The organism is Knoellia sp. B-D-2 (assembly GCF_057714695.1).
This window is the reverse complement of record NZ_CM173189.1, coordinates 60,847-82,213: the sequence shown is the minus strand read 5'-3', so window position 1 is coordinate 82,213 and position 21,367 is coordinate 60,847. Positions and strand designations below refer to the sequence as shown.

The following is a 21,367-nucleotide window of genomic DNA, read 5'->3' as shown; positions in this document are numbered from 1 at the left end:
GGAGAGCTCACGGGCTGGGACCGGGAGGTCCCCGTCGTCACGGACCACCGGGGTCCGCTCCTCCATGATGGACCTCCCGGGGCGCCGGGGACAGGCGGATCGCGGCAGCACTGCGGTGAGTCACTGCGGTGCGTCACGGTGATGGTGCAGGGTGGGGCTTCAGGTGCACAAAGTGAAGCGCATGGCTGCATCTGATCGAGATGAAGGTATGCTCTGGACATGAGCGATCGTCAGCCGTCCCCTGTCGTGCTCATCGGCGACGTCGTGGGCTCGCGTGCGAGCCCGGACCGCCGCCGGCTGCACCGCGCCGTCGAGGCCGCTCTCGCCGACACGAACGCCCGCGTCGCGCACGTCGAGCCGCTCGAGGTGACGGTGGGCGACGAGTTCCAGGCGGTCTACGCCGACCTCGGCGCCGCGCTCGAGGCCGCGCTGCGGACCCGCCTCGTCCTGCGGCCGGAGGCCGAGACCCGCTACGGGCTCGGACGGGGCGCCACCACCACCCTCGACGAGGCCAGGGGGATCAAGGACGGGCCGGGCTGGTGGGCGGCGCGACAGGCCATCGTCGAGGTCGAGGCGCAGGCCGAGCGGGCGGCGATGCAGCACGTCCACACCGCCTACCGGCTGGCCGAGGGCGAGGCCGACGAGAACGGGACCGCCCGCGCCGTCGAGGCTGCGCTGCAGTGTCAGGACCACATGGTTGGGTCGTTGTCGGAGCGGTCAGGTCGGCTGCTGAGAGGACTTCTCGACGGCATGACACAGCGTGAGCTCGCCGCGGCCGAGGGCGTCAGCCCCTCGGCGGTCTCCCAGCGGGTCCGTGCCGACGGGCTCGCCGTCATCATCCGCTCCCACGAGCTGCTCCGGACCCTGCCGTGACGTGGCTGGCGGTGTGGCTCATCGGGGTCGGCGTGAGCGACCTCCTGCGGTCGGTCGGGCACCAGCACGTCCGCCGCGCCGCGGTGCCGGTCGGGGCGGTGACCGTCGTCGCGGTGGGGCTGCTGGCCGGGCTCACGGGCGCGGCGGACGTCGTCGCCCTCACCGCGTCGGTCGTGCCGCTGGCCGGGTGGGTCTTCCTGTCCGAGCGGTCGCTGCGACGCGGGGGAGGCCACGCCCGGGCCCTGCTCCTGCTCGGTGGCTCCGCGGTCGCGCTCGTCGCCGCGTCGGGGTTGGCCTCGACGCCCGGTGGCCCGCTGGGGAGGTGGCTCACGTGGGCCGACCTGCCCTTCGACGGCGACCAGCCCGTCGCCCGGCTGCTCCTCGTCACGGGGCTCGGCGTCGCCAACCTCGCGACCGGCAACGTCATCGTGCGCCTCGTCCTCGTCAGCGTCGGGGCGATGCGCCCCACCTCGCCCAACGGTGGCCCGCCGGGCGCCCAGCCCTCCGAGAAGCTCAAGGGCGGCCGGCTGCTCGGCCCGATGGAGCGCGTCTTCATCATCGGTCTCGGTCTCGCCGGCCAGATCACCGCCGCGAGCATCGTCATCGCCGCCAAGGGGCTCATCCGGTTCCCGGAGCTGCAGTCGGCCAGGGACGACGGGGCGAACGTCAAGGGCGACGGCATCGACGAGGTCACCGAGTACTTCCTCGTCGGCAGCTTCGTCAGCTGGCTCGTCGCGTTGGGGTCCCTCGCACTCACCCGCTGAGGTCGACGTCGGGGCATGCTGGGGGAGGCCGCGGAGCCGTCCCGGCCCGACCCAAGGAGGACCAGTGGGATTTCTCGACAAGCTTCTCGGCCGTGAGCCTGTGCAACAGCAGGGACAGCAGGGACAGCAGGGCCAGGCGCCCGGCGCCGCCGGCGGGTCCTGGTCCACGTCCGGCGCCCCCGGCTCGCAGGGCCGGCCGTTCCAGTCCGGGGCCGGCTCGGGTGGGGCCGCCTCCGAGGACGAGCGGGCCGTCGCCCGCTACCGCTACCTCCTGCGCACCGCTCCGCCGGAGTCGCTCGAGCAGGTGCACGCCGAGGCGTTCGCCCGGTTGACCCCGGAGCAGCGCCAGCAGGTGCTCGCGCAGCTGACCGAGGGCGCCGCGCAGGGCGAGGCCCCTGCGAGCGCCGAGCCGCAGGACCTCGCCCGCGCCGCGACGCGCGCCGAGATGCGCCAGCCGGGCACGCTCGAGCGCACCTTCGGTCGGGGGTCGGTCGGGGGCGGCGCAGGGATGGGCATGGGCGGGATGATGATGGGCTCGATGATGGGCACGATCGCCGGCGTCGTCGTCGGGTCCGCCATCGCCAACACGCTCTTCGACGGCTACGGCGACTCGCCGGAGGCGGCCGACGCGGGGGAGGCCGGTGCCGACTCGGGCGGTGACGCCGGATCCGACAGCGGTGGTGACGTCGGTGGTGAGGGCGGCGACGCGGGTGGCGGTGACGTCGGTGGCGCGGAGGCCGGTGGCACGGGGTGGGGCGACAGCGGCGGCTCGGACGTCGGTGGCGGGTCGGACTTCGGCGGCGGCGACTTCGGGGGAGGCGACTTCGGCGGCGGCTTCTGAGCGGCCGACGGCCGGACGGCATACGGGATGGTCTAGATTCCGTGCGTGAGTGCACAGGCCCCCTCTGCCGTCATCCTGATCCGCGCCGAACGGTTCCATCCCAACCCGGCGACCGCGGCTGACAACGCGTTCCAGTCCGACATCCCCTCGGGGCAGTCGGACCGCGCGACGGCGACCAGGGCGCTGGCCGAGATGGACGCGCTGGCCGACGCGCTGCGCGCGGCCGGGGTGACGGTGCACGTCTTCGCCGACGAGGACCACACCCGGCCCGACAGCGTGTTCCCCAACAACTGGCTGTCCACCCATGCCGGCGGCTACGTCGCCGTCTACCCGATGTACGCGTCGAACCGGCGTCACGAGCGGCGCGCCGACGTGCTCGAGATGCTCAAGTCCGACTACCGGGTGCAGTCGATCGTCGACTACTCCGGCCTCGAGCCCGACGGGATCTTCCTCGAGGGGACCGGGGCGATGGTGCTCGACCACGTCTCGCGCGTCGCCTACACCGCCCGGTCGCACCGCGCGGACATCGCCGTCCTCGAGCGGTTCTGCACCGACTTCGCCTACGAGCCGATGGCCTTCGACGCCGTCGACTCCGACGGCGTGCCGGTCTACCACACCAACGTCGTCGCCTGCATCGGCACCGACGTCGCGATGATCTCTCTGGGGATGATCCCCGACGAGGAGCGCCGCGAGCAGGTGCGTGAGCGCCTGTCGGTCAACGGCCGGACGGTCGTCGAGCTGACCGAGGAGCAGGTCCGCGAGTTCGCGGGCAACGCCGTCGAGCTGTGCGGGCGCACCCCCGAGGGGCGGCGTCGCTACATCATGGCGATGTCGGCGCGGGCGAGGCGCAGCCTGCGGCCGGACCAGGTGGCCGCGGTCGAGGAGTCCTGCGACATCGTCGCCGTGGACATCCCGACGATCGAGCTCGCCGGTGGGTCGGTGCGCTGCATGATCGCCGGCGTCCACCTCGACCGCCGCCCGGTCGCCGACGCCGAGCCGACCGCCGCGGCCGAGGCCATCGACGAGAACCCCGGCACCATCGACGGCCAGGACCTCGTCGACAGCGAGTGAGGGCGCTCGCCCCTACTTCACCTCGGAACGGACCAGCGCCCGGACGCCGACGGCCAGCGGTACCACGAGCCAGACGAGGGTCGTCACCGCGAGCTGGGCCCACTGCTCGCCGCTGAGGCCGCCCCGGAACAGGGCGTCCTGGCTGACGTTGGGGTCGACCCACGGCTGCAGGTCGGCGAACCACGCCTGGTTCATCGCGAGGAAGGTCAGGAGCGTGGGCGCGACGAAGGCGTAGAGGAGATAGGCGACCAGGGCCGCCGTGGAGCTCCGGAGGAGGACGCCGAGCATGAAGCCGACCATGAGCAGCAGGGTGTTGCCGGCGACCATGTACAGCACGTCGACCACCCCGAGGTCCCACACGGTGGGCACACCGTGGATGGCAGACCCGATGACGTTGCCGACGGCGCCGACGGGGAAGGCGACGAGCATGGACACGACGGCGATGGTCACGGCGGCGACGGCCTTGCCGAGCAGGATCCGTGTGCGGTGGGGGACGAGGGTGAACGTCGTCAGGCCGCTGCGCTGGCTCCACTCGGCCGTGACCGAGAGGATGGCGACCATCGGCAGGATGACCGACATGGGGAAGCCGATGGCCAGGGTGAACGTGCTGTAGGTGAACTGGTCGGGGGGGGCGAACGCGATGACGGCACCGGTGGCCAGCACGGCGGCGATGCCGATGCTGGCCAGCAGCCAGAACCCCGCTCTCGTGTCCAGGGACTTGCGCAGCTCGACCCGGGTGATCCGGGACAGCGGGATGCGTGCCGGGGACCCCTGGCGGAGCCCGGGTGGCGAGGTCGGGAAGGTCTTTTGCGGTGGGGCGATGGTGCTCATCAGGCTGCGCTTTCTCGTTGGGTGTCTGCGGTGAGGTCGAGGAACATCTCCTCCAGGCCGGCACCGTCCGCCGGCCGGAGCCCGAGGAGGGCGACGTCGGCCTGGTGCGCGAGTCGACCGACGAGCTCCGGGTCGGCGTCGACGCGCAGGGTGACGGCACCGGCATACGGAGTGCCGTGGTCGGTGAACGTGACGCCGGCTGCGTCGAACCCGGCGACCAGCGGCCCACGGTCGCGGGTCTGGACCAGGGTGCCGGTGCCTGCGAGGAGCTCGGCCTTGGTGCCCCGGGCCACGATGCGGCCGTGGCCGATGACGACGATGTCGTCGGCGATGACCTCGATCTCGTGCAGCAGGTGGGAGGAGAGCAGGACGGTTCCCCCACGGTCGGCATGCCCCCGCAGCAGGTCTCGCATCCAGCGGATGCCGCCGGGGTCGAGCCCGTTGGCGGGTTCGTCGAGGATGAGGACCTCTGGGGCGCCGATGAGGGCCGTGGCGACACCGAGGCGCTGTCGCATCCCCAGGGAGTACTCGCGGACACGGCGCCCCGACTCCGTCGGGGTCAGGCCGACCAGGTCGAGCATCTCCTCGACCCGGCCGGGAGGCAGGCCCATCATCTGTTGGCTCAGCGTGAGGATCTCGCGTCCCGTGCGGCCCGCATGCTGCGCGGACGCGTCCAGCAGCACTCCCACCTCGAGTCCCGGGTTGGGCAGGTCGGCGAACCTGTGGCCCAGGACCGTGGCGGTTCCGGTCGTGGGCCGGGTGAGGCCGACGAGGATCCGCATGCTCGTGGACTTCCCGGCTCCGTTGGGGCCGAGGAACCCGGTGACTCGGCCGGGAGAGGCGGTGAAGGTGACGTCGTCGACGGCGAGCGTGCGACCGTACGTCTTGGTGAGTCCTTCGACGGTGATCATGGGGTGGCTCCTGTCAGCTGACGTCGGCGGGTGCGGCGGCGGTCCGCGGTGAGGGCCTGAATCCCTTGACCACGAGGTAGATCCCGAGGGAGAGCTCCCAGACGAAGATGAGCACGCCACCGGGGGCGAACCACACCGAACCCTGTTCGGTGACCCCGGCGACCGTGGCGACCGTGGCGGTGAGGAGCGGCACCACGGCCAGCAGTCCCATGAGCGGGAGGATGCGTGGCACGAGACGTGAGCGGTACAGGATCGTGCCGATCATCATCGCGTTGAGGGCAGCGGACATGTTGGGCCCGAACTGGAAGGTGTAGTCGCGAACGGCCACGAGGGCCTGGCCGGTCGTCACCAACGACGTCTGGTCCGTGCCTGCGCTCTCACCGGCCTGACGGAGCGTGACGACGGCGAGCAGACTGATGACCCCCGTCATGATGACGGCCGCCTCGAACATGCGGGTGGTGACGAAGCCGAGGGCGAGGGACTCGTGCAGGCGTCGGGCGACGGGCCAGAACGCGACGGCGCTGCCGATGCAGGCGAGGGCGTTGACCGTCTCGAGCAGGGCGCCGATGACGACCCGGGTGTCCTCGCCGGCGCTGACGATGTAGTTGGGGTCGTCGAGGACCGGGCTGAAGAAGTAGAACGCGGCAGGGATCGACGAGGCGAACGTGATGAGGTAGAAGAGCCCCGTCGCGAACGCGTACTTGCGCGTCCAGTCGCCCGATGCCGGACGCGTGGCGGTGGCGATGGTGGGGGTCGCGGTGCTGGCGGACATGTCAGTCTCCTTGGGGTGCAAAGGTGGTGGAGGTGGGTGGATCGACCGGTGTGTGCGGTGCGTGCGGTGCGTGAAGTTCACTCCGCGTGACGGACACCAGGGGCAGGCCGATGTCGCGCAGGGTGCTGAGGAGCCCGTGCAGGGCGGACTGGTCGACGACGGCACCCTCGAGGAGGCTGGTGCCGTCGGCGTCCGTGGTGAGCGTCATGCCCTCGAACCGCAGGGCCCAGCGGGAGTCGAGGTGCCCCTGGACGCGGATCGCGTACCGGGCCCCGTCGCGCTGGTCAGAGGTGTCGCGGTGCATGACCTGCTCCCGTTCCGACCCCTGGCCGGCGCCGGTGGGTCCGGGCTCAGCGTGGGGCTGACTGAAACCTAGGAAGCACGGTGGGGAGCGGGCATCCCCACTTGTGGTGACTGCGGTGGGGATTCGTCACGGTCGGAGTCAGGACGCGGTAGTCGGTGGCAGGAGGCCGAGCTCCCGGGCCCGCGTGACCGCCGCTCGGCGGCTGTTGACGCCGAGCTTGGCGTAGACGTGCTTGGTGTGGCTGCGCACCGTGTGCAGGGAGACGACGAGGTGCTGCGCGATGCCGGGTCCGTCGAGGTCCGTGCCCAGCAGCCGAAGGACCTCGAGCTCGCGGACGCTGAGCGGCTCGACGAGCCGCGGGGTGGGCGCGGGCGTGCCCCCGCGCATCGGGAGCGCGTGAGGAGTCGCGGCCGGCAGCCCGTGCCGGCAGGCGGCGAGCAGCCTGCCCGCGTACGGCGATCCGTGAGGGCCGTCGACCTCCTCGAGCAGCGCGACCATGGCGGCACCCTCGCCCACGAAGACGTGCACGTAGCCCTCGGGTTCGGCGAGCTCGAGCGCGTGCTCCAGCAGCCCTCGGGCACGGACGGTGTCGCCCGTGGAGTGGTGGGCCAGCGCCTGCAGGACCAGGAGCTCGAGGACGGTGCGGGTGCGTCCACCGGCCTCGGCTGCCTGCAGCAGCCGCTGCACCAGGTTGTGCATCCGGGGCATGGCGTCGTCGTCGCCGGTGTGCCGCGCCAGCAGGATGCGGGCGAGGGTGACGTGCTCGTACTCACGCAGGTAGGTCAGCTCGTCGTCGGCACGGACGCCGCGTCCGGTGGCCCAGTCGAGCGCGTCGTCGAGATGCCCGTGGCGGGCCAGCAGGCGAGCCCGGACAGCCGCAATGGGCTGCACGTCGGGGGAGAAGTCGGTGTTGTGGACCAGCTGCGCCTCGTCGAGGAGGTCCAGTGCGCCCTCAAGGTCGCCCTCCGCGTCCCTGACGCGAGCCAGGGCGACCCTCCACCGGTACGGGTTCTGCGGGAGGCCGCCGAGCTCACCGAGCTCCCGGCTGCGCGCCAGGTGGTCGAGGGCGGTCGGCAGGTCGCCGCGTTCGAGGGCGATCCCGCTCAGGCCGACCAGCATGTCCGAGGTTCCCGGCAGGACCTCGCCCCGGGGCGAGGGGTCGTGGGCGGCCAGTCGCAACGCGTGCTCGTAGGTCGCCGAGGCCTCCTGCAGGCGTCCCTGCGTGAGCCGGATGTCCGCCAGGGTGATCGAGCACGCGAGGACGTCCGCGAGGTGACCCAGCTGTTTCAGCTGCGCGGCGCAGTCCGAGTAGGCGGCGTGCGCTGCCTCGAGGTGGCCGTTTCTCCACGACGCCTGTCCGGACAGCGCCGACGCACCGGCGCGCACGAGGTCGTCGCCGTCACCGGCGCGCTCGCGGGCCAGCCGGGCATGCCGAAGGGTGCCGGCGGGGTCCCCTCGACGCAGCGCCAGCGCCGCCCGGTACATCTGGATCGTGGCGTCGAGTCCGGCCTGCGGAGCGTCACCGAGCAGCTGCTCCACGTCGTCGAGTCGCTGCTCCACGTCGTCGAGTCGTTGCTCGACGCCCTCGAGCTCACCAGCGGACAGGAGTGCTCCGACGAACATGACGGCGAGCCGGGGCCGGTAGCGCAGCACCTCGTCGGGGATGGCGTCGACCCACCCGCGGATGGTCCCGTCCTGCCGAGCACGCTGCATCGCGGGGATGGCCTCCTCGACGAGGCGGGCGGCACGGTCGTCGTCACCGGCGGCGAGGGCATGTCGCACCGAGGGCGCCGCCTCTCCCTCGGACTCGTACCACCGGCTCGCCCGACCATGCAGCGAGTCGACCTCGCCGGGCCGCTCGTCGCCGAGGTGGGCCTGCAGGACGTCGGCGAAGAGGTGGTGGTAGCGGAACCAGCGACGTCGTTCGTCGAGGGGGACCACGAACAGGTTGGAACGCATGAGCGTCTCGAGCATGACCCTGCCACCGGGGTGCCCCGTGACGGCGTCACAGAGCGGCCCGCTCAGCCGGTCGAGGATCGAGGTGGACAGCAGGAAGTCGCGGACCGTGTCGGGTTGGCGGCTGAGGACCTCCTCGACCAGGTAGTCCACGACGTAGCGGTCGTCACCGGCGAAGCCCTCGACGAACCCGCTGACGTCGTCGCGCCCCTGCAACGACAGGGCAGCGAGCTGGAGCGCCGCGATCCATCCCTCGGTCCTGACCTCCAGGCTGGCGGCGTCGGACTCGGCGAGCGCCAGACCGGTGACGCCGTCCAGGTACTCGGTCACCTCCTGCGGGGTGAAGCGGAGGTCGCCCGCGCGGACCTCGACGAGCTCACCCCTGACCCGCAGGCGAGCAAGGGGGAGAGCCGGATCGGCCCGGGTGCTGATGACGAGGTGGACGTTGGGGGGCAGGTGCTCGAGCAGGAACGTGATGCCCTCGGCAATATCGGGGCCGTCGACCTGGTGGTAGTCGTCGAGCACGAGGACGATGTCGCTCGTCCTGCCGGCGAGCTCGTTGACGAGGGTGGTGAGGAGCGTCCGGACCCGGGGCTGGGGCGACGTCACGAGGGGCAGCGCGTCGAGTCCGGGGACGGCCTTCGACAGGGCGGCCGCCACGTACGTCCAGAACGAGGCGGGTTGCCGGTCGTGCTCCTCGAGGGACAGCCAGGCGACGACGCGGTCCTGTGCCGTCGCTCCTGCGAGCCACGACGCCAGCGCGGTGGTCTTGCTGAAGCCGGCAGGGGCCGAGACGAGGGTGAGGGCGACCTCGGAGCCGCGGCGCAGCCGCTCGTCGAGGCGCGGTCGCGACACGGCGCCCGGGCGCAGCCGGGGCACGAAGAGCTTGGTGTCGACGAGTGGGCTCGCCATGACCACCCCCGTCGTGAGCCCTTGATGGAGGGATGCGTCCGAGACTAGGGCGTTTCACCACCACCCGGACCCTGACGTCGACCATCGTCGCCGTTCCTCAGGAAAGCGCCCCGCGTTCGGAGCACACTGGACGGATCGACGGGACACCAGCGGAGGGTGCAGCCGGCGGCAGGGCCGCGGTGGACCCCGACCGCGGCCCGCTGCCTGAGGTGGGGTGGCCCTTCCTCGTCCTCTATGCGTTGGCATACATGAGCACCTCTCTGCTGTTCCTCGCCCCGCTGCTGGTGAGCCTCGCGCTCAAGGTCAACTCGCTCGTGGGGCTCGACGAGGCGCCGGGGAGTCTCGCACTCGTCGCCGGTGTGGGTGCCGCCGTCGCCGTCGTGGCCAACCCGTTGTTCGGCACGCTCAGTGACCGCACCACCTCCCGGATGGGCAGGCGCCGGCCGTGGATCGTCAGCGGGCTGGTCGTGGGTTCGGCAGGGGTCGTCGTCGTGGCGGTGGCGGACGGCATTCCCGTGGTCCTGCTCGGGTGGTGCGTGGCCTCTCTCGGTTTCAACGCCCTGCTCGCCACGATGGCCGCGGTCCTGCCAGACCAGGTGCCCGTGTCCCAGCGGGGTCTGGTGGCAGGCGTTCTCGGCATGTGCCTGCCCGTCGCCTCCGTCGCCGGGACGTTCCTCGTCAGGCTGTTCAACGGCCACATGCTCGCGATGTTCATCGCTCCCTGCGTCGTCGGCGGGTTCTTCATCCTCCTCTTCGCCGCCACCTTCCGGGACCGGCGACTGGACCCCGCCGAGAGGCCACTGTGGTCGGTTCGCGAGCTGCTCATGACCTTCTGGGTCAGCCCTCGCCAGAGCCCGGACTTCGCCTGGGTCTTCGTCAGCCGCTTCGCGTTCGTCCTCGCGTTCGCCTTCCTCACGACGTACCAGGCGTACTACCTGTTGGACCACGTCGGAAGCGGAGAGGCTGCGGTGCCGCACCAGATCTTCATCGGGACGCTGGTCCAGTCCAGCGTGCTGGTGGCCGCGTCGCTGTCCGCCGGGAAGCTGTCGGACCGGTCCGGGAGGCGGAAGGTCTTCGTCGTCACCGCCTCCGGCATCTACGCCCTGGCGTTGTTCCTCCTGGCGGCGGCGAGCAGCTACAACGGCTACCTCGTCGGCATGGCGGTGGGCGGACTGGGCTTCGGGATGTACATGGCCGTCGACCTGGCCCTCGCGGTGGACGTCCTGCCCGACCACCACACGGCAGCGAAGGACCTCGGGGTGCTCAACATCGCCGGCGCACTGCCCAGTGCCGTCGCCCCTGCCATCGCACCGTCGATCCTGGCCTGGGGTGACGGGAGCTATGCAGTCCTGTATGCCGCCGCAGGAGTCAGCGCCGTGTGCGCGGCGTTGGCGATTCTCCCGGTCCGCCGGGTCCGATGACACCGGACGGTCCCTGAGCCGGCGCACCGACGGCTCAGCGGGGGTCGACCACCGCGAACGCCTCGTCCAGACGACGGCGCAGCGACCCGCTGAACCCGGAGGCCACGTGACCGCCGACGGCGGTGCGCACCGCGGCCATCGCGACCCGCGCGCCCAGCGCCGGCAGCAGGTCGCGGGCGGGGTCGGTGCCGGTCCTCTCGTAGGCCGCTGCCACGAGCGCCGACTCCAGGCGGTCGTTCGCGCCGGCCAGCCGGGCGGCCAGAGCCGGCTCGCGCGCCGCCAGCTCGCGGCGCATCCGCCAGATCTCCTCGTCCGCCTCGAGCGCGGCGAGATGGTCCAGGAGCACGTGCCGGACCGCGGTGAGGCCGCTCTCCGCGGCGGGGCGCGCCACGACCGCGGCGGCGAGGCGGTCCGCGGTGGCGGGGTCCGACCCGACGAAGGCGTCCTCTTTCGTCGCGAAGTAGTTGAAGAACGTGCGGGGGGAGACGTCGGCCGCCGTCGCGATCCCCTCGACGGTGACGCCGTCGACCCCGTGCGCGAGGGCGAGCGCCACCGCCTCGCGGTGGATGCGCGCCCGGGTGGCGATCTTCTTGCGGTCCCGCAGACCGGCCTCGGGGGCCGAGTGTTCGTCGGCGGCGCTGGTCATCCTGTGAGTATGCACCGTCCGCAAAGTTGCACTGACTGCAAAGTCTGAATATGCTTGCGTCATGCAAGCTCCGACACCGCTCCCGCTGAGCGACCACGTCGCCGTCCTCATCGGGCAGATGTCGCGCGCGGTGGCCCGCCTCGGGGGGCCGCTCACGAGGGCGGAGTACACCCTGATGTCCCTGCTCGACCACCACGGGCCCTGCCGCCCGGGGGAGCTGGCCGCCGCCGACGGACGCGACCCGTCGAGCGTGAGCCGTCGCGTGAGCGCTCTGGCCACCGGGGGCCTCGTCGAGCGCACTCCCGACCCGCAGGACGGACGGGCCCACCTCGTCGGGCTCACCGACGGCGGCCGCCGGCTGCTGCACGCGGCACGCGTGCTTCGCGCGGACGTCGTCACCGACGCGCTCGCCGGCTGGCCCGAGGCCGACCGCTTCGAGCTCGGCCGCCTCCTCCTCAGGCTCAGCGACTCCCTCGTGGAGCGCGACCTCGCCGTCGAAAGGACCCCCGCATGACCACCACGACCACCGAGCCGCCCGCGAGCGACACGGTCGAGCCCTACCGCCTCTCCCCGGAGTCGAGACGCGTCTTCGTCGGCCTCATGCTCGGCATGCTCGTCGCGTCGATCAGCCAGACCATCGTCGGCCCGGCGATGCCGCGGATCGTCGCCGAGCTCGGCGGCATGGACCACTACAGCTGGGTGGCCACCGCCGCCATGCTCGTCTCCGCGATCACCGTGCCGATCGTCGGCAAGCTGTCGGACCTCTACGGCCGCCGGGGCTTCTACCTCGCCGGTCTCGTCGTCTTCATCCTCGGGTCCGTCGTCAGCGGTTTCGCCGGCAACTTCTGGGTGCTCGTCCTCGGCCGGGCCATCCAGGGTCTCGGCATGGGCACGATCATGCCGCTGTCGCAGACCATCATCGGCGACATCATCCCGGCCCGGCAGCGCGGGAAGTACCAGGGCCTCATGGGCGCCGTCTTCGGTGTCACGTCCGTGGCGGGCCCCCTCGCCGGCGGGGTCATCACCGACCACTGGGGCTGGCGCTGGCTGTTCTTCGCCGCGGTGCCGATCGGGATCGTGACGACCGTCGTCATCGCGCGCTTCCTCCACCTGCCCCACGAGCGGCGCGAGGCGAAGATCGACCACCTCGGCATCGCCACGCTCACCGTCGCGCTCGTGAGCCTCCTCCTCGCGACGTCCTTCGGCGGCACCACCTACCCCTGGGGCTCCGTCGAGATCCTCGGGCTGTATGCCGTGGGCACGCTTGCGCTCGTGGCGTTCGTGTTCGTGGAGCTGCGCGCCGAGGAGCCGGTCCTGCCGTTGCGCCTGTTCCGGTCGTCGGTCTTCACGGCCAGCAACATCGCGGCCTTCGCCGTGTCCATGGTGATGTTCGGCTCGATCATCTACATCCCCGTCTACGCCCAGGGTGTGCTCGGCGTCGGCGCGACCGACTCCGGCCTCATCCTCATGCCGCTCATGCTGGGCCTCATCGTCATGGGAATCCTCGCCGGGCTCGTCATCACCCGCACCGGCCGCTACAAGGCGATCATGGTCACGGGCGTCGTCATCATGGGCGCCGGACTCTTCCTGCTCACCCGGCTCGGGGCCGACTCGACCCAGACCCAGCTCACGCTGGCCATGGTCGTGCTGGGCATCGGGCTGGGCATGGCGATGCAGCAGTACACGCTCGTCGTGCAGAACGCCGTCGCCCGCTCGGACCTCGGTGTGGCGACCGCCTCGACGCAGTTCTTCCGCAACGTCGGCTCCACGGTGGGCATCGCGGTGTTCGGCACGGTGATGACGAGCGGCCTGGCCGGCGCGATCAGCTCGCACCTGCCGGCGGACGTGGCCGCCCAGATGCCGGCCGGCGCGGCGGGCGCCGGCTCGGTGCTCGACCCGACGGCTCTCGAGGGCCTTCCGCCCGTCGTCGTCGACGCCGTCCGACAGGGTCTGGCCGACCAGCTGCACGAGGTCTTCGTCCTCGCGCTGCCGATCGTGCTGGTCGTGCTCCTCGCGACGATCGCGATCAGGGTCATGCCGCTGCGCGAGAGCGTCGACGACGTCCCGGTGGCGGAGGAGGTCGGGCACGAGCTCCTCGACTCGATGTCACAGTCGGCCCCCGACGTCGAGGTGGACGACCACGACGCCCACGTCGGCACGCACGTCGATGCGCGCCGTGGAGTGGGCGCGGGGGTCTGAACGACCTGCCCCGCCCGGCGGGCACGCCCCGGCGGTCCGCGCCTCAGCGCGAGCGCAGCGTGATGTCGTGCTCGCCGGTGACGCCCTCGATGTCGTTGGCGGCCGTCTCCATGAGGCGGTCCGCCAAGCGGCGCAGGGCGCGCGCCACGGCGACCTCGTCACCGATCTCGGGAACCGACCGGTCCTCGGAGCTGCGGTGGCTGTGCCCGTGCGCCGTGAGGTGCTTCGGGGAGTCCGCCACGAGCACGACCCTCGCCTCGGCGTCGTCGTCGTCACCGAGCACGCTGATCCGCACGTGCCAGTCCCGAGCGTGCAGGCGGGCCCCGGAGGGGGAGTGCTGCTCCCGTTGCTGACGCGGCTCGGCTGGTGGGGCCGGTGGCGTGAGCTGCTTCGCCGGCTTGTCCGACGACGTGACGCGGAGCACCGCACCCGGTCCGGGGAAGATGAAGCCCTCGTGACCGTCGCTCCACCTCACGACGTAGGGGGGCTGGCCGTCCGCCCCGCGGGACTCGACCACCTCGCCCTCGCGCAGGGGCCCGTCGACCGTGGGTGGGGCCAGGATGATGTGGTCTCCGGGCTGGGCTCTCATGACGTCCTCCTCGGGATCGTGGTCCTCCCAGCGTCCCGGGTCGGCGAGGCCGCGGCATGAGCCGAAGGTCCCGAGGTCAGCCCCGCGGGATCACGGTGAGGACCCGCTCGACATGGATGCGAAACTCCTCCATGAAGCCACGCAGGAAGCCGGCCGTCTCCTCGTCGGTGACCTCGCCGGACTCGGAGTACACCTCCGGTCGGAAGTGGATGTAGGCCTCGGGTGCCGTCATCTGCCGGGCGTTGCAGAAGCTCAGGACCCCCCGCAGGCTCTGCTGGGCCACGGCGGTGCCGATCTGCCCGATCGAGGCCCCGACCACCGCAGCCGGCATGTGGTCGAAGGAGTTCTGCCCCCAGGGTCGGGAGGCCCAGTCGATCGCGTTCTTCAGGGCTCCCGGGATCGACCGGTTGTACTCGGGGGTGACGAAGAGGACGGCGTCCGAGGCGGCGAGGGCCTCCTTGAGCGCTCGAGCCTCCGGCGGGTAGTCCGCGTCGAAGTCCGGGCTGTAGAGGGGGAGGTCGCCGATGGGGATCTCGGTGAACTCGAAGTCCTCGGGCGCCAGCGCGATGAGCGCCTTGCTGAGAGTGCGGTTGATCGAGGTCGACGACAGACTGCCGACGAAGTACGCGACCTTGAAGGTGCTCATGCTGACTCCTCGTGCTGGGGCACCCCGACGAGCCGCCGAGGTGCGCTGAACTCGGCTCCGACCACCCTCGCAGGGTTCGTTCCCGACCACCAGAGCCCGCGAACGCCATCCCCGTCGGTGGGGCGGGTTGGCCCAGCGCACCACGGCGGAGGACACTGGGGGACGACCCGGTCGGCATGCGACACCCCCGCCGACCCATCGCCTTCGCCGCGACCCTCTTCCTCTTCCCCATGGGAGCACACGTGAAACCAGCTCGTCACGACCACCCGGGACACCGGGCCCGTCCGCTCCTCCGGTCGGCGGGACGCCGATGAGCCGCAGAGGGCCGCGCCGCAAGACCACCGACACCCTGCCCGCCCTTCCGCCCCACGGTCTGCGCGTGGTGCCGCTGGGCGGTCTCGGCGAGATCGGGCGCAACATGACGGTCTTCGAGCACGCGGGTCGCCTGCTCATCGTCGACTGCGGGGTGCTGTTCCCCGACGAGCACCAGCCGGGTGTCGACGTGATCATCCCGGACTTCACCTGGCTCAAGGACCGCTTGGACCGCATCGACGCGATCGTGCTCACCCACGGTCACGAGGACCACATCGGCGGTGTCCCGTACCTGCTGCGTGAGCGCCCGGACATCCCCGTCGTCGGCTCGCGCCTCACCCTGGCGTTCCTCGAGGCCAAGATGGTCGAGCACCGGATCAAGCCGAGGACCGTCGTCGTCGCCGAGGGCGACCGGCGCAAGCTCGGCCCCTTCGACTGCGAGTTCGTCGCGGTGAACCACTCCATCCCCGACGGGCTCGCGGTCGCCATCAGGACCGCCGCCGGGCTGGTGCTGCACACGGGCGACTTCAAGATGGACCAGTTCCCGCTGGACGGCCGGGTCACCGACCTGCGCGCCTTCGCCCGGCTGGGGGAGGAGGGCGTCGACCTCTTCCTCGTCGACTCGACGAACGCCGAGGTCCCCGGGTTCACCGTCTCCGAGGGCGAGCTCGCCCCGGCGATCGACACGGTCTTCCGCACCACCAAGGGCCGAGTGATCGTCTCCAGCTTCGCCAGCCACGTGCACCGCATCCAGCAGATCCTCGACTCCGCCCAGCAGCACGGTCGCAAGGTCGCGTTCGTCGGGCGCTCCATGGTGCGCAACATGGGCATCGCCCGTGAGCTCGGCTACCTCACCATCCCCGACGGCCTCGTCGTCAAGGACCTCAAGGCGCTCGACCGCCTGCGGCCGGAGCAGATCGCGATCATCGCCACCGGCTCCCAGGGCGAGCCGATGGCGGCCCTGGCCCGCATGGCCAACCGGGACCACCCGGTGAGCATCACCGAGGGCGACACCGTGCTCATGGCCAGCTCCCTCATCCCCGGCAACGAGAACGCGATCTACCGGGTCATCAACGAGCTGACCCGGTGGGGCGCCAACGTGGTGCACAAGGGCAACGCCAAGGTGCACGTGTCGGGTCACGCCAGCGCGGGTGAGCTCGCCTACTGCTTCAACATCATCAAGCCGACCAACGTGCTCCCCGTGCACGGCGAGTGGCGCCACCTGCGGGCGAACGCCGACATCGCCATCCGGACCGGGATCGACCCCGAGCGGGTGCTCATCGCGCAGGACGGGAGCGTCATCGACCTCGTCGACGGGCGCGCGAAGATCACCGGGAGTGTGCCCGCAGGACTGGTCTACGTGGACAACATGACCGTCGGAGGTGCGACGGAGGAGAGCCTGCACGTGCGCCGCACCCTCGCGGAGGAGGGTGTGGTGACGATCGTGTGCATCGTCGACCCCAACACCGGCTCCCTCGTCGAGGACCCGGAGTACCTCGCCCACGGCTTCCCTCCCGAGGCGACGGACTTCTCGTCCGCCACCCCGGCGATCCAGAAGGCGCTCACCAAGGCGAGCAACGACCGCATCGAGGACCTCGAGCAGCTCGAGGAGCTCGTGCGGCGTGCGGCGTCGTCGGCCGTCCACCGCGCCCACCGCCGCAGCCCGCTCATCATCCCGGTCATCGTCGACGCCTGACCGGAGTCGCGGTTCGCGATCACGATCGGCTGCGCGGACGGCTGTCGCCCGGCTACGGTCGACCCTGCTGGGCCGCGTGGCTGATCTGTCAACGCGCATGCGGATGACGGGAACCTGGTGTGACGACATGACGGAGTGGCGACCGGTGCGCCACCACGGCGACCGGCCGGCGGGCGCAGGTCCCGTGGCCCTTGACGGGCCACGGAGGTCCGCCCCGCTGGCCCACGCGAGCTCGGCGACCGCGTTGGTGGTCGTGGCGACGGTTTCGACGCTGATCGGCCTCTTCTTCGCCATCCCGGCGCTCGTGCTGGGGCTCGTCGCGGTGCTGCTCCAACGCAGGTCCGACCCGCGTTCCACGACGCTGGCGACGTGGGGGTGGGTCGCCTACGTCATCGGCGCGGTGCTGATGCTCCTCGCCGGGGTCGCGCTGGTGGTCATCGCCGGGTATGCCGCCAGCGGCAACGGCTAGCTGTACTGACCCGGGACGTTGGTTGAGTGGATGTGATCCGCGCGTCTGAGTGACGTGGGAGGGCCCCCTGCGGTGGAGTGGAACTGCTGAAGGTTTCGCACCACGAACAGGAGGCCCTCGTGTCCCACGCTAACGCCGCTCTGACTCCTCGCGCCCGGTTGACGGTCGCACGGCTGGTTGTCGACCAAGGCGTGCCGATCGCTGAGGTCGCTGCCCGCTTCCAGGTCTCGTGGCCGACGGTGAAGCCGTGGGCTGTGCGCTACGCCGCCGGGGAGGCGATGGGTGATCGCTCGAGCCGGCCACACGCGATGCCGTCCAAGACCAGCCGCACTACAACGAAACGAATCGTCTCGTTGCGGATGCGTCACCGCCTCGGCCCGGTCCAGCTGGCCCCTCTGGTCGGAGTGGCGCCCTCGACGGTCCACCGGGTCCTGACCAGGTGCCGGATGAATCGGCTCTCCCACGTCGACCGCGCCACCGGGGAACCGGTGCGCCGCTACGAGCACCCGCACCCCGGGGCGATGCTGCATGTGGACGTCAAGAAGTACGGCAACATCCCCGATGGCGGCGGATGGCGCTTCGTCGGCCGCGCCCAAGGCGAGCGGAACCGGGCAGCCACCCCGGACAAACCCCGGAGCCGCCACCACCATCCGAAGATGGGTCACGCGTTCGTCCACACCGTCATCGATGACCACTCCCGGGTCGCGTACGCCGAGGTCCACGACGACGAGACCGCCGCAACCGCCGTCGCGGTTCTGCGCCGCGCAGTGGCCTGGTACGCCCAGCGCGGCGTGGTCACCGAGCGGGTCCTGTCCGACAACGGCTCCGCGTACGTCTCGTTCCTGTGGCGCGACACCTGCGCCGAGCTCGGGATCAAGCACTCCCGCACCCGACCCCGACGGCCACAGACCAACGGCAAGATCGAACGCTTCCACCGCACGATGTCCGACGGCTGGGGGTACGCCCGCTGCTACCAGTCCAAGAGCGAACGCCGCGCAGCCCTGTCAGCATGGCTCCACCGCTACAACCACCACCGACCCCACACCGCCTGCGGGAACAAGCCACCCATCACCCGCTTGATCAACCTGTCGGGTCAGTACAGCTAGCCGCGCGCGGGAGGTAGGCCGTCCGGGTGGCGCCGAGGGCTCGGTCAGTCGCGCAGGAAGCCGATCCAGCCGGCATCGCTGTTGAGGCTGAACATCGGGCCCTCCGTCGACCCCTTGAGCTGGACCTGCGCATGGTCGGCGACGAGTGCGGCAAGCCACGCCTCGTGTGCCGCGACCTCCGGCGGGCAACCGATCTCGGTCGACCTGACACCCTGCGCGGACTGGAGCCGGTGGTCCTCGACGGTCGCGGTGGCGGTCATCCGGTTGCAGCCCGCGTCGAAGCGCAGCTCGTCCCCGTCCACGCTGACCCGAACCGGGGCCGTCCACGGGGCCGAGCCGTCGTAGGCGAAGCCAGTGCGTGACACCCATTGGCCCTGGACCGGTTCGAGCGAGTCGAGCCAGCCGGCCTCCTCGTCTGCGGCTCGGTGCAGAGCGAGCCGGACGGCATACACCCCGGAGACGACCACGATCGCGACGACCGCCGCGAGCGCGACCCACTTGGCCGCACGTCCCATAGGGATCAGCCCGTCGAGTCCCGGCGCCACGAGGCGACCATGACGTCGTACGGACCGGCGCTCATGGGCGGGCCGTCGGGTGGCGCCATGGACAGGGCCGACTCGGGGACGACGTTGCACATGGTCATCGTCACGGTCTCGTCGGCGAGCTCGACGGCCACCGTCCACCCCCACTCCTCCATGTAGGTCCCGGCCAGCTCGACGCGGTCCCCGTCGCGGGTGCCGTGCAGCGTCATCAGCCCCGGTTGCTGGTGCCACGTGTCGAAGAGCGCGCCCTCGACGCGGCCGGCGTCATCGGTGCCGCCGGCCAGCAGCACGCCCTGCTGGTCGCCGTCGACCGGGTGCACCCACCGGTAGTGCAGCGTGAAGCACTCCGCTCCCACGGGGGTCAGCGTGGCCGACGACGGCCCGTCGACGAGGGGGTCGTTCGGCATGAGCCGGAAGGCGCAGGTGCCGGACAGCGAGTCACTGGTGGGGTGCGAGGTCATGTGCACAGGATGACGCACACTCGCACGCCACGCCCGTGGACACCAGTGCTCAGGGAGTCGTCGTGCTGCAGCGTCGTGGTCCGGGGACCCGGGACACGTGCCCGACCAGCCGTACGGGAGCGGGCCCAGCACGACGCCGGGGCAGTGGGGTTCCGCTGCCGGCGGCGGCATGGAGCCGTCCTCCTCGCGGACGTCCCTCCGCCCAGCGTCAACTCAGGCCGACGAGTGCTTCGCTGGCGAGCCACAGCGCGCGGCTGACGTCGGTGTCGCAGCTCCTGGCGGATGATCGCGTCTGCCTGCCGCCCCTGAAGAACTGTCCGGTGACCGTGCTGAGGTCCGGATCGGAGGCGAGCAGCACCGACGTGTCCGCCCCCCGGTGAGGACTGCGCATGAAGGGGCGCACCAACGGGACCACCAGCCGTTGGGCACGTCCGGGGTCCTCGGCACCGAACGAGGTTCGCACCACTCCGGGATGGAGGGCGTTGGCCGTGACCGTCGTCCCCTCGAGGGTGCGCGCCAGCTCGTGGGTGAACATGATGTTCGCGAGCTTCGACTGGTTGTAGGCACGCGCCCCGGAGTAGGAGCGCTCGCCGTGGAGATCGTCCAGATCGATCCGGCCCATGGCCTGCGCGTTCGAGGAGACCGTGACCACGCGGCCGTCCCGGCTCTGGCGGATCCGCTCCAGCAGCAGTGCGGTGAGAAGGAACGGGGCCAGGTGGTTGACCGCGAAGGTGCGCTCGAGGCCATCCGCGGTCACGTGCCGGGTGTTCCAGTAGCCGCCGGCGTTGTTCACGAGGACGTCGATGTGGGGGAGGTCGGCGAGCAGCTCGGCAGCCAGCTGCCGAACCTGTGCCTGGGCGGACAGGTCTGCGCTGAAGGCGTGGACGAGCGAGCCGGTGGAGGAGCGGATGTCGTCGGCGGCATCCTGGGTGCGAGCGTGGTCGCGGCCGGTGATGGCGACGGTGGCGCCGAGCTCGGCCAGACGTCGGGCCGTGGCCCGGCCGATGCCTCCGCTGCCTCCGGTGACGACGACGGTCCGGCCGGCCATGGGGGTCGCGGTGTCGCGGTTCATGCGGGGCTCCTGTACGTGTCCAAGGTCTTCTCCATGGCCGTCTCCATCGGTGTGGAGCGCATCCCGAGTCGTGTCGTGAACGAGGCGCTGTCGACGATGAAGGGCTCGTCGAACTGATACTGCATCTCCAGCAGCTCACGGACGGTCGGGTTCACCACAGCGAGGCCGCGAAGGAGCAGGGGGTGCACCTGGCGAAGCCGAGTCCGGGACCGGCCAGCGAGGCGGAAGGCGAGGTCAACGAGCTCGCGGGTGGTGTGGGTGACCGGGTCGTTCGGCAGGTGCCACGGCCGCCCTGTCGCGTCGGGGTGCTCGCCGAGGACGGCCAGGCCCTCGCCGATGTCGGGGATGAAGGTGTAGGTGTGTGGCTGGTCGGGGTTGCCCATCACGGTGGCCGTCCGACCGGCCAGCGCGGCGGGGAACACGCGGTCGCCGACGTTGGACTGGGCTCCGCCCCGCGGGCCGAAGTAGTCGGACGCGCGTCCGATGGCCACCTCGACCCGGCCGGCTTCGTGGGCAGCAAGCAGGTCCCGGGACATCGTCGAGCGCAGCCGGCCCTTGCGGGTGGCGGCGTCGTGGGCGCGGTCCTCGGTGAGTGGCCGACCGTTCGGGGGGCCGTACATGTAGACGTTCTCCACGCTCACCAGGCGTGCTCCGTGGGTCTGCGCCGCCGTGAGAACCCCCGCCTGAAGGGCCGGGAACCGCCGCTCCCAGAGGTGGTAGGGCGGGTTGAGCGTCTGGTAGACGACCTGGGCGCCCTCGGAGACTGCGGTGGTGAACGCCGGGTCGCCGGCATCCCCGCCGACCACCTCGACGTCGTCGGGGACGCGCGCGCTGCCGCTTCGGTTGACCATGCGCACGCGCTCGCCCCGGGTGCGCAGGGCGTCGAGGGTGGCGAGCCCGATGGCTCCGGTGCCGAAGACGACGTGGCGCGGTGCTGGCGTGGTCATGAGCGGTCTCCTGTCGTGGTGGTCAT

General features: G+C 71.4%; 22 protein-coding genes. 10 read left to right on the top strand and 12 right to left on the bottom strand.

What is annotated here, in order from left to right; translation table 11 throughout:
- Window positions 1-219 precede the first annotated feature (219 nt).
- The 4 genes from AC3EU2_RS00385 (at window position 220) to ctlX (ending at window position 3,549) form a co-directional block, all read left to right on the top strand.
- A complete protein-coding gene (locus AC3EU2_RS00385; protein ID WP_488177770.1) occupies window positions 220-873 on the top strand; it encodes a SatD family protein in 654 nt (217 codons plus the stop codon).
- Window positions 870-1,637 (top strand): hypothetical protein, encoded by a 768-nt coding sequence (locus AC3EU2_RS00380; RefSeq protein WP_488177769.1) that lies wholly within the window; start codon window positions 870-872, stop codon window positions 1,635-1,637. Before AC3EU2_RS00385 ends, AC3EU2_RS00380 begins: the two co-directional genes overlap by 4 nt.
- Before the next feature lie 64 nt (window positions 1,638-1,701).
- Window positions 1,702-2,478, top strand: coding sequence for a hypothetical protein (locus tag AC3EU2_RS00375; RefSeq protein ID WP_488177768.1), 777 nt, complete (start codon window positions 1,702-1,704; stop codon window positions 2,476-2,478).
- A gap of 45 nt (window positions 2,479-2,523) precedes the next feature.
- On the top strand, window positions 2,524-3,549 hold the full coding sequence (ctlX, locus tag AC3EU2_RS00370; RefSeq protein ID WP_488177767.1) for a citrulline utilization hydrolase CtlX: 1,026 nt from the start codon (window positions 2,524-2,526) through the stop codon (window positions 3,547-3,549).
- 12 nt (window positions 3,550-3,561) lie between these two features.
- Here the strand turns inward: ctlX and AC3EU2_RS00365 are convergent, their stop codons facing one another.
- The 5 genes from AC3EU2_RS00365 to AC3EU2_RS00345 form a co-directional block, all read right to left on the bottom strand.
- Entirely contained in the window at window positions 3,562-4,380 is an 819-nt protein-coding gene (locus tag AC3EU2_RS00365) for an ABC transporter permease (RefSeq protein ID WP_488177766.1), read from the bottom strand.
- Window positions 4,380-5,291, bottom strand: coding sequence for an ABC transporter ATP-binding protein (locus AC3EU2_RS00360; RefSeq protein WP_488177765.1), 912 nt, complete (start codon window positions 5,289-5,291; stop codon window positions 4,380-4,382). Before AC3EU2_RS00360 ends, AC3EU2_RS00365 begins: the two co-directional genes overlap by 1 nt.
- 13 nt (window positions 5,292-5,304) lie before the next feature.
- Window positions 5,305-6,063 carry a DUF4386 domain-containing protein gene (locus tag AC3EU2_RS00355; protein WP_488177764.1) on the bottom strand — a complete coding sequence of 253 codons (759 nt, stop codon included), beginning with the start codon at window positions 6,061-6,063 and terminating at the stop codon, window positions 5,305-5,307.
- A 1-nt stretch (window position 6,064) separates the two neighbouring features.
- Window positions 6,065-6,367, bottom strand: a complete 303-nt coding sequence (locus AC3EU2_RS00350) for a hypothetical protein (RefSeq protein WP_488177763.1) — start codon at window positions 6,365-6,367, stop codon at window positions 6,065-6,067.
- A gap of 138 nt (window positions 6,368-6,505) precedes the next feature.
- On the bottom strand, window positions 6,506-9,235 hold the full coding sequence (locus AC3EU2_RS00345) for a winged helix-turn-helix domain-containing protein (protein ID WP_488177762.1): 2,730 nt from the start codon (window positions 9,233-9,235) through the stop codon (window positions 6,506-6,508).
- Between the two features lie 32 nt (window positions 9,236-9,267).
- On the opposite strand from AC3EU2_RS00345, the gene AC3EU2_RS00340 reads away from it, so the two are divergent.
- Window positions 9,268-10,656 carry an MFS transporter gene (locus AC3EU2_RS00340; RefSeq protein ID WP_488177761.1) on the top strand — a complete coding sequence of 463 codons (1,389 nt, stop codon included), beginning with the start codon at window positions 9,268-9,270 and terminating at the stop codon, window positions 10,654-10,656.
- Between the two features lie 34 nt (window positions 10,657-10,690).
- Here the strand turns inward: AC3EU2_RS00340 and AC3EU2_RS00335 are convergent, their stop codons facing one another.
- Window positions 10,691-11,302, bottom strand: a complete 612-nt coding sequence (locus AC3EU2_RS00335; protein WP_488177760.1) for a TetR/AcrR family transcriptional regulator — start codon at window positions 11,300-11,302, stop codon at window positions 10,691-10,693.
- 61 nt (window positions 11,303-11,363) lie between these two features.
- Here AC3EU2_RS00335 and AC3EU2_RS00330 point away from each other — a divergent pair, with 61 nt between their 5' ends.
- The gene (locus AC3EU2_RS00330; RefSeq protein WP_488177759.1) at window positions 11,364-11,816 is read left to right on the top strand and encodes a MarR family winged helix-turn-helix transcriptional regulator; all 453 of its coding nucleotides are present in this window, start codon (window positions 11,364-11,366) and stop codon (window positions 11,814-11,816) included.
- Window positions 11,813-13,501 carry an MDR family MFS transporter gene (locus tag AC3EU2_RS00325; RefSeq protein ID WP_488177758.1) on the top strand — a complete coding sequence of 563 codons (1,689 nt, stop codon included), beginning with the start codon at window positions 11,813-11,815 and terminating at the stop codon, window positions 13,499-13,501. Before AC3EU2_RS00330 ends, AC3EU2_RS00325 begins: the two co-directional genes overlap by 4 nt.
- A 43-nt stretch (window positions 13,502-13,544) precedes the next feature.
- Here the strand turns inward: AC3EU2_RS00325 and AC3EU2_RS00320 are convergent, their stop codons facing one another.
- Both AC3EU2_RS00320 and AC3EU2_RS00315 read right to left on the bottom strand, forming a co-directional pair.
- Window positions 13,545-14,090, bottom strand: coding sequence for a dsRBD fold-containing protein (locus AC3EU2_RS00320; RefSeq protein ID WP_488177757.1), 546 nt, complete (start codon window positions 14,088-14,090; stop codon window positions 13,545-13,547).
- Window positions 14,091-14,166: 76 nt separating this feature from the next.
- Window positions 14,167-14,736 (bottom strand): NADPH-dependent FMN reductase, encoded by a 570-nt coding sequence (locus tag AC3EU2_RS00315; RefSeq protein WP_488177756.1) that lies wholly within the window; start codon window positions 14,734-14,736, stop codon window positions 14,167-14,169.
- A gap of 310 nt (window positions 14,737-15,046) precedes the next feature.
- On the opposite strand from AC3EU2_RS00315, the gene AC3EU2_RS00310 reads away from it, so the two are divergent.
- From AC3EU2_RS00310 to AC3EU2_RS00300, 3 genes are all read left to right on the top strand, one after another.
- Window positions 15,047-16,744 (top strand): ribonuclease J, encoded by a 1,698-nt coding sequence (locus tag AC3EU2_RS00310; RefSeq protein ID WP_488177755.1) that lies wholly within the window; start codon window positions 15,047-15,049, stop codon window positions 16,742-16,744.
- Window positions 16,745-16,871: 127 nt separating this feature from the next.
- The gene (locus AC3EU2_RS00305; protein ID WP_488177754.1) at window positions 16,872-17,213 is read left to right on the top strand and encodes a hypothetical protein; all 342 of its coding nucleotides are present in this window, start codon (window positions 16,872-16,874) and stop codon (window positions 17,211-17,213) included.
- Window positions 17,214-17,332: 119 nt separating this feature from the next.
- On the top strand, window positions 17,333-18,319 hold the full coding sequence (locus AC3EU2_RS00300) for an IS481 family transposase (protein WP_488177753.1): 987 nt from the start codon (window positions 17,333-17,335) through the stop codon (window positions 18,317-18,319).
- 44 nt (window positions 18,320-18,363) lie between these two features.
- Here AC3EU2_RS00300 and AC3EU2_RS00295 read toward each other — a convergent pair whose 3' ends face one another.
- From AC3EU2_RS00295 to AC3EU2_RS00280, 4 genes are all read right to left on the bottom strand, one after another.
- Entirely contained in the window at window positions 18,364-18,834 is a 471-nt protein-coding gene (locus AC3EU2_RS00295) for an META domain-containing protein (RefSeq protein ID WP_488177752.1), read from the bottom strand.
- 5 nt (window positions 18,835-18,839) lie between these two features.
- A complete protein-coding gene (locus AC3EU2_RS00290) occupies window positions 18,840-19,322 on the bottom strand; it encodes a hypothetical protein (protein ID WP_488177751.1) in 483 nt (160 codons plus the stop codon).
- A gap of 208 nt (window positions 19,323-19,530) precedes the next feature.
- The gene (locus AC3EU2_RS00285) at window positions 19,531-20,394 is read right to left on the bottom strand and encodes an SDR family oxidoreductase (RefSeq protein WP_488177750.1); all 864 of its coding nucleotides are present in this window, start codon (window positions 20,392-20,394) and stop codon (window positions 19,531-19,533) included.
- Complete coding sequence (locus tag AC3EU2_RS00280) at window positions 20,391-21,341, bottom strand: NAD-dependent epimerase/dehydratase family protein (RefSeq protein WP_488177749.1); 951 nt, start codon at window positions 21,339-21,341, stop codon at window positions 20,391-20,393. The genes AC3EU2_RS00285 and AC3EU2_RS00280 overlap by 4 nt, the downstream gene beginning before the upstream one ends.
- Between the last annotated feature and the right edge of the window lie 26 nt (window positions 21,342-21,367).

Coding starts and splice junctions, on each gene's coding strand:
- AC3EU2_RS00385 (WP_488177770.1), top strand. CDS start 220: ATGAGCGATCGTCAGCCGTCCCCTGTCGTGCTCATCGGCGACGTCGTG.
- AC3EU2_RS00365 (WP_488177766.1), bottom strand. CDS start 4,380: ATGAGCACCATCGCCCCACCGCAAAAGACCTTCCCGACCTCGCCACCC.
- AC3EU2_RS00360 (WP_488177765.1), bottom strand. CDS start 5,291: ATGATCACCGTCGAAGGACTCACCAAGACGTACGGTCGCACGCTCGCC.
- AC3EU2_RS00355 (WP_488177764.1), bottom strand. CDS start 6,063: ATGTCCGCCAGCACCGCGACCCCCACCATCGCCACCGCCACGCGTCCG.
- AC3EU2_RS00350 (WP_488177763.1), bottom strand. CDS start 6,367: ATGCACCGCGACACCTCTGACCAGCGCGACGGGGCCCGGTACGCGATC.
- AC3EU2_RS00345 (WP_488177762.1), bottom strand. CDS start 9,235: ATGGCGAGCCCACTCGTCGACACCAAGCTCTTCGTGCCCCGGCTGCGC.
- AC3EU2_RS00340 (WP_488177761.1), top strand. CDS start 9,268: ATGCGTCCGAGACTAGGGCGTTTCACCACCACCCGGACCCTGACGTCG.
- AC3EU2_RS00335 (WP_488177760.1), bottom strand. CDS start 11,302: ATGACCAGCGCCGCCGACGAACACTCGGCCCCCGAGGCCGGTCTGCGG.
- AC3EU2_RS00330 (WP_488177759.1), top strand. CDS start 11,364: ATGCAAGCTCCGACACCGCTCCCGCTGAGCGACCACGTCGCCGTCCTC.
- AC3EU2_RS00325 (WP_488177758.1), top strand. CDS start 11,813: ATGACCACCACGACCACCGAGCCGCCCGCGAGCGACACGGTCGAGCCC.
- AC3EU2_RS00320 (WP_488177757.1), bottom strand. CDS start 14,090: ATGAGAGCCCAGCCCGGAGACCACATCATCCTGGCCCCACCCACGGTC.
- AC3EU2_RS00315 (WP_488177756.1), bottom strand. CDS start 14,736: ATGAGCACCTTCAAGGTCGCGTACTTCGTCGGCAGTCTGTCGTCGACC.
- AC3EU2_RS00310 (WP_488177755.1), top strand. CDS start 15,047: ATGAGCCGCAGAGGGCCGCGCCGCAAGACCACCGACACCCTGCCCGCC.
- AC3EU2_RS00305 (WP_488177754.1), top strand. CDS start 16,872: ATGACGGAGTGGCGACCGGTGCGCCACCACGGCGACCGGCCGGCGGGC.
- AC3EU2_RS00295 (WP_488177752.1), bottom strand. CDS start 18,834: ATGGGACGTGCGGCCAAGTGGGTCGCGCTCGCGGCGGTCGTCGCGATC.
- AC3EU2_RS00290 (WP_488177751.1), bottom strand. CDS start 19,322: ATGACCTCGCACCCCACCAGTGACTCGCTGTCCGGCACCTGCGCCTTC.
- AC3EU2_RS00285 (WP_488177750.1), bottom strand. CDS start 20,394: ATGAACCGCGACACCGCGACCCCCATGGCCGGCCGGACCGTCGTCGTC.
- AC3EU2_RS00280 (WP_488177749.1), bottom strand. CDS start 21,341: ATGACCACGCCAGCACCGCGCCACGTCGTCTTCGGCACCGGAGCCATC.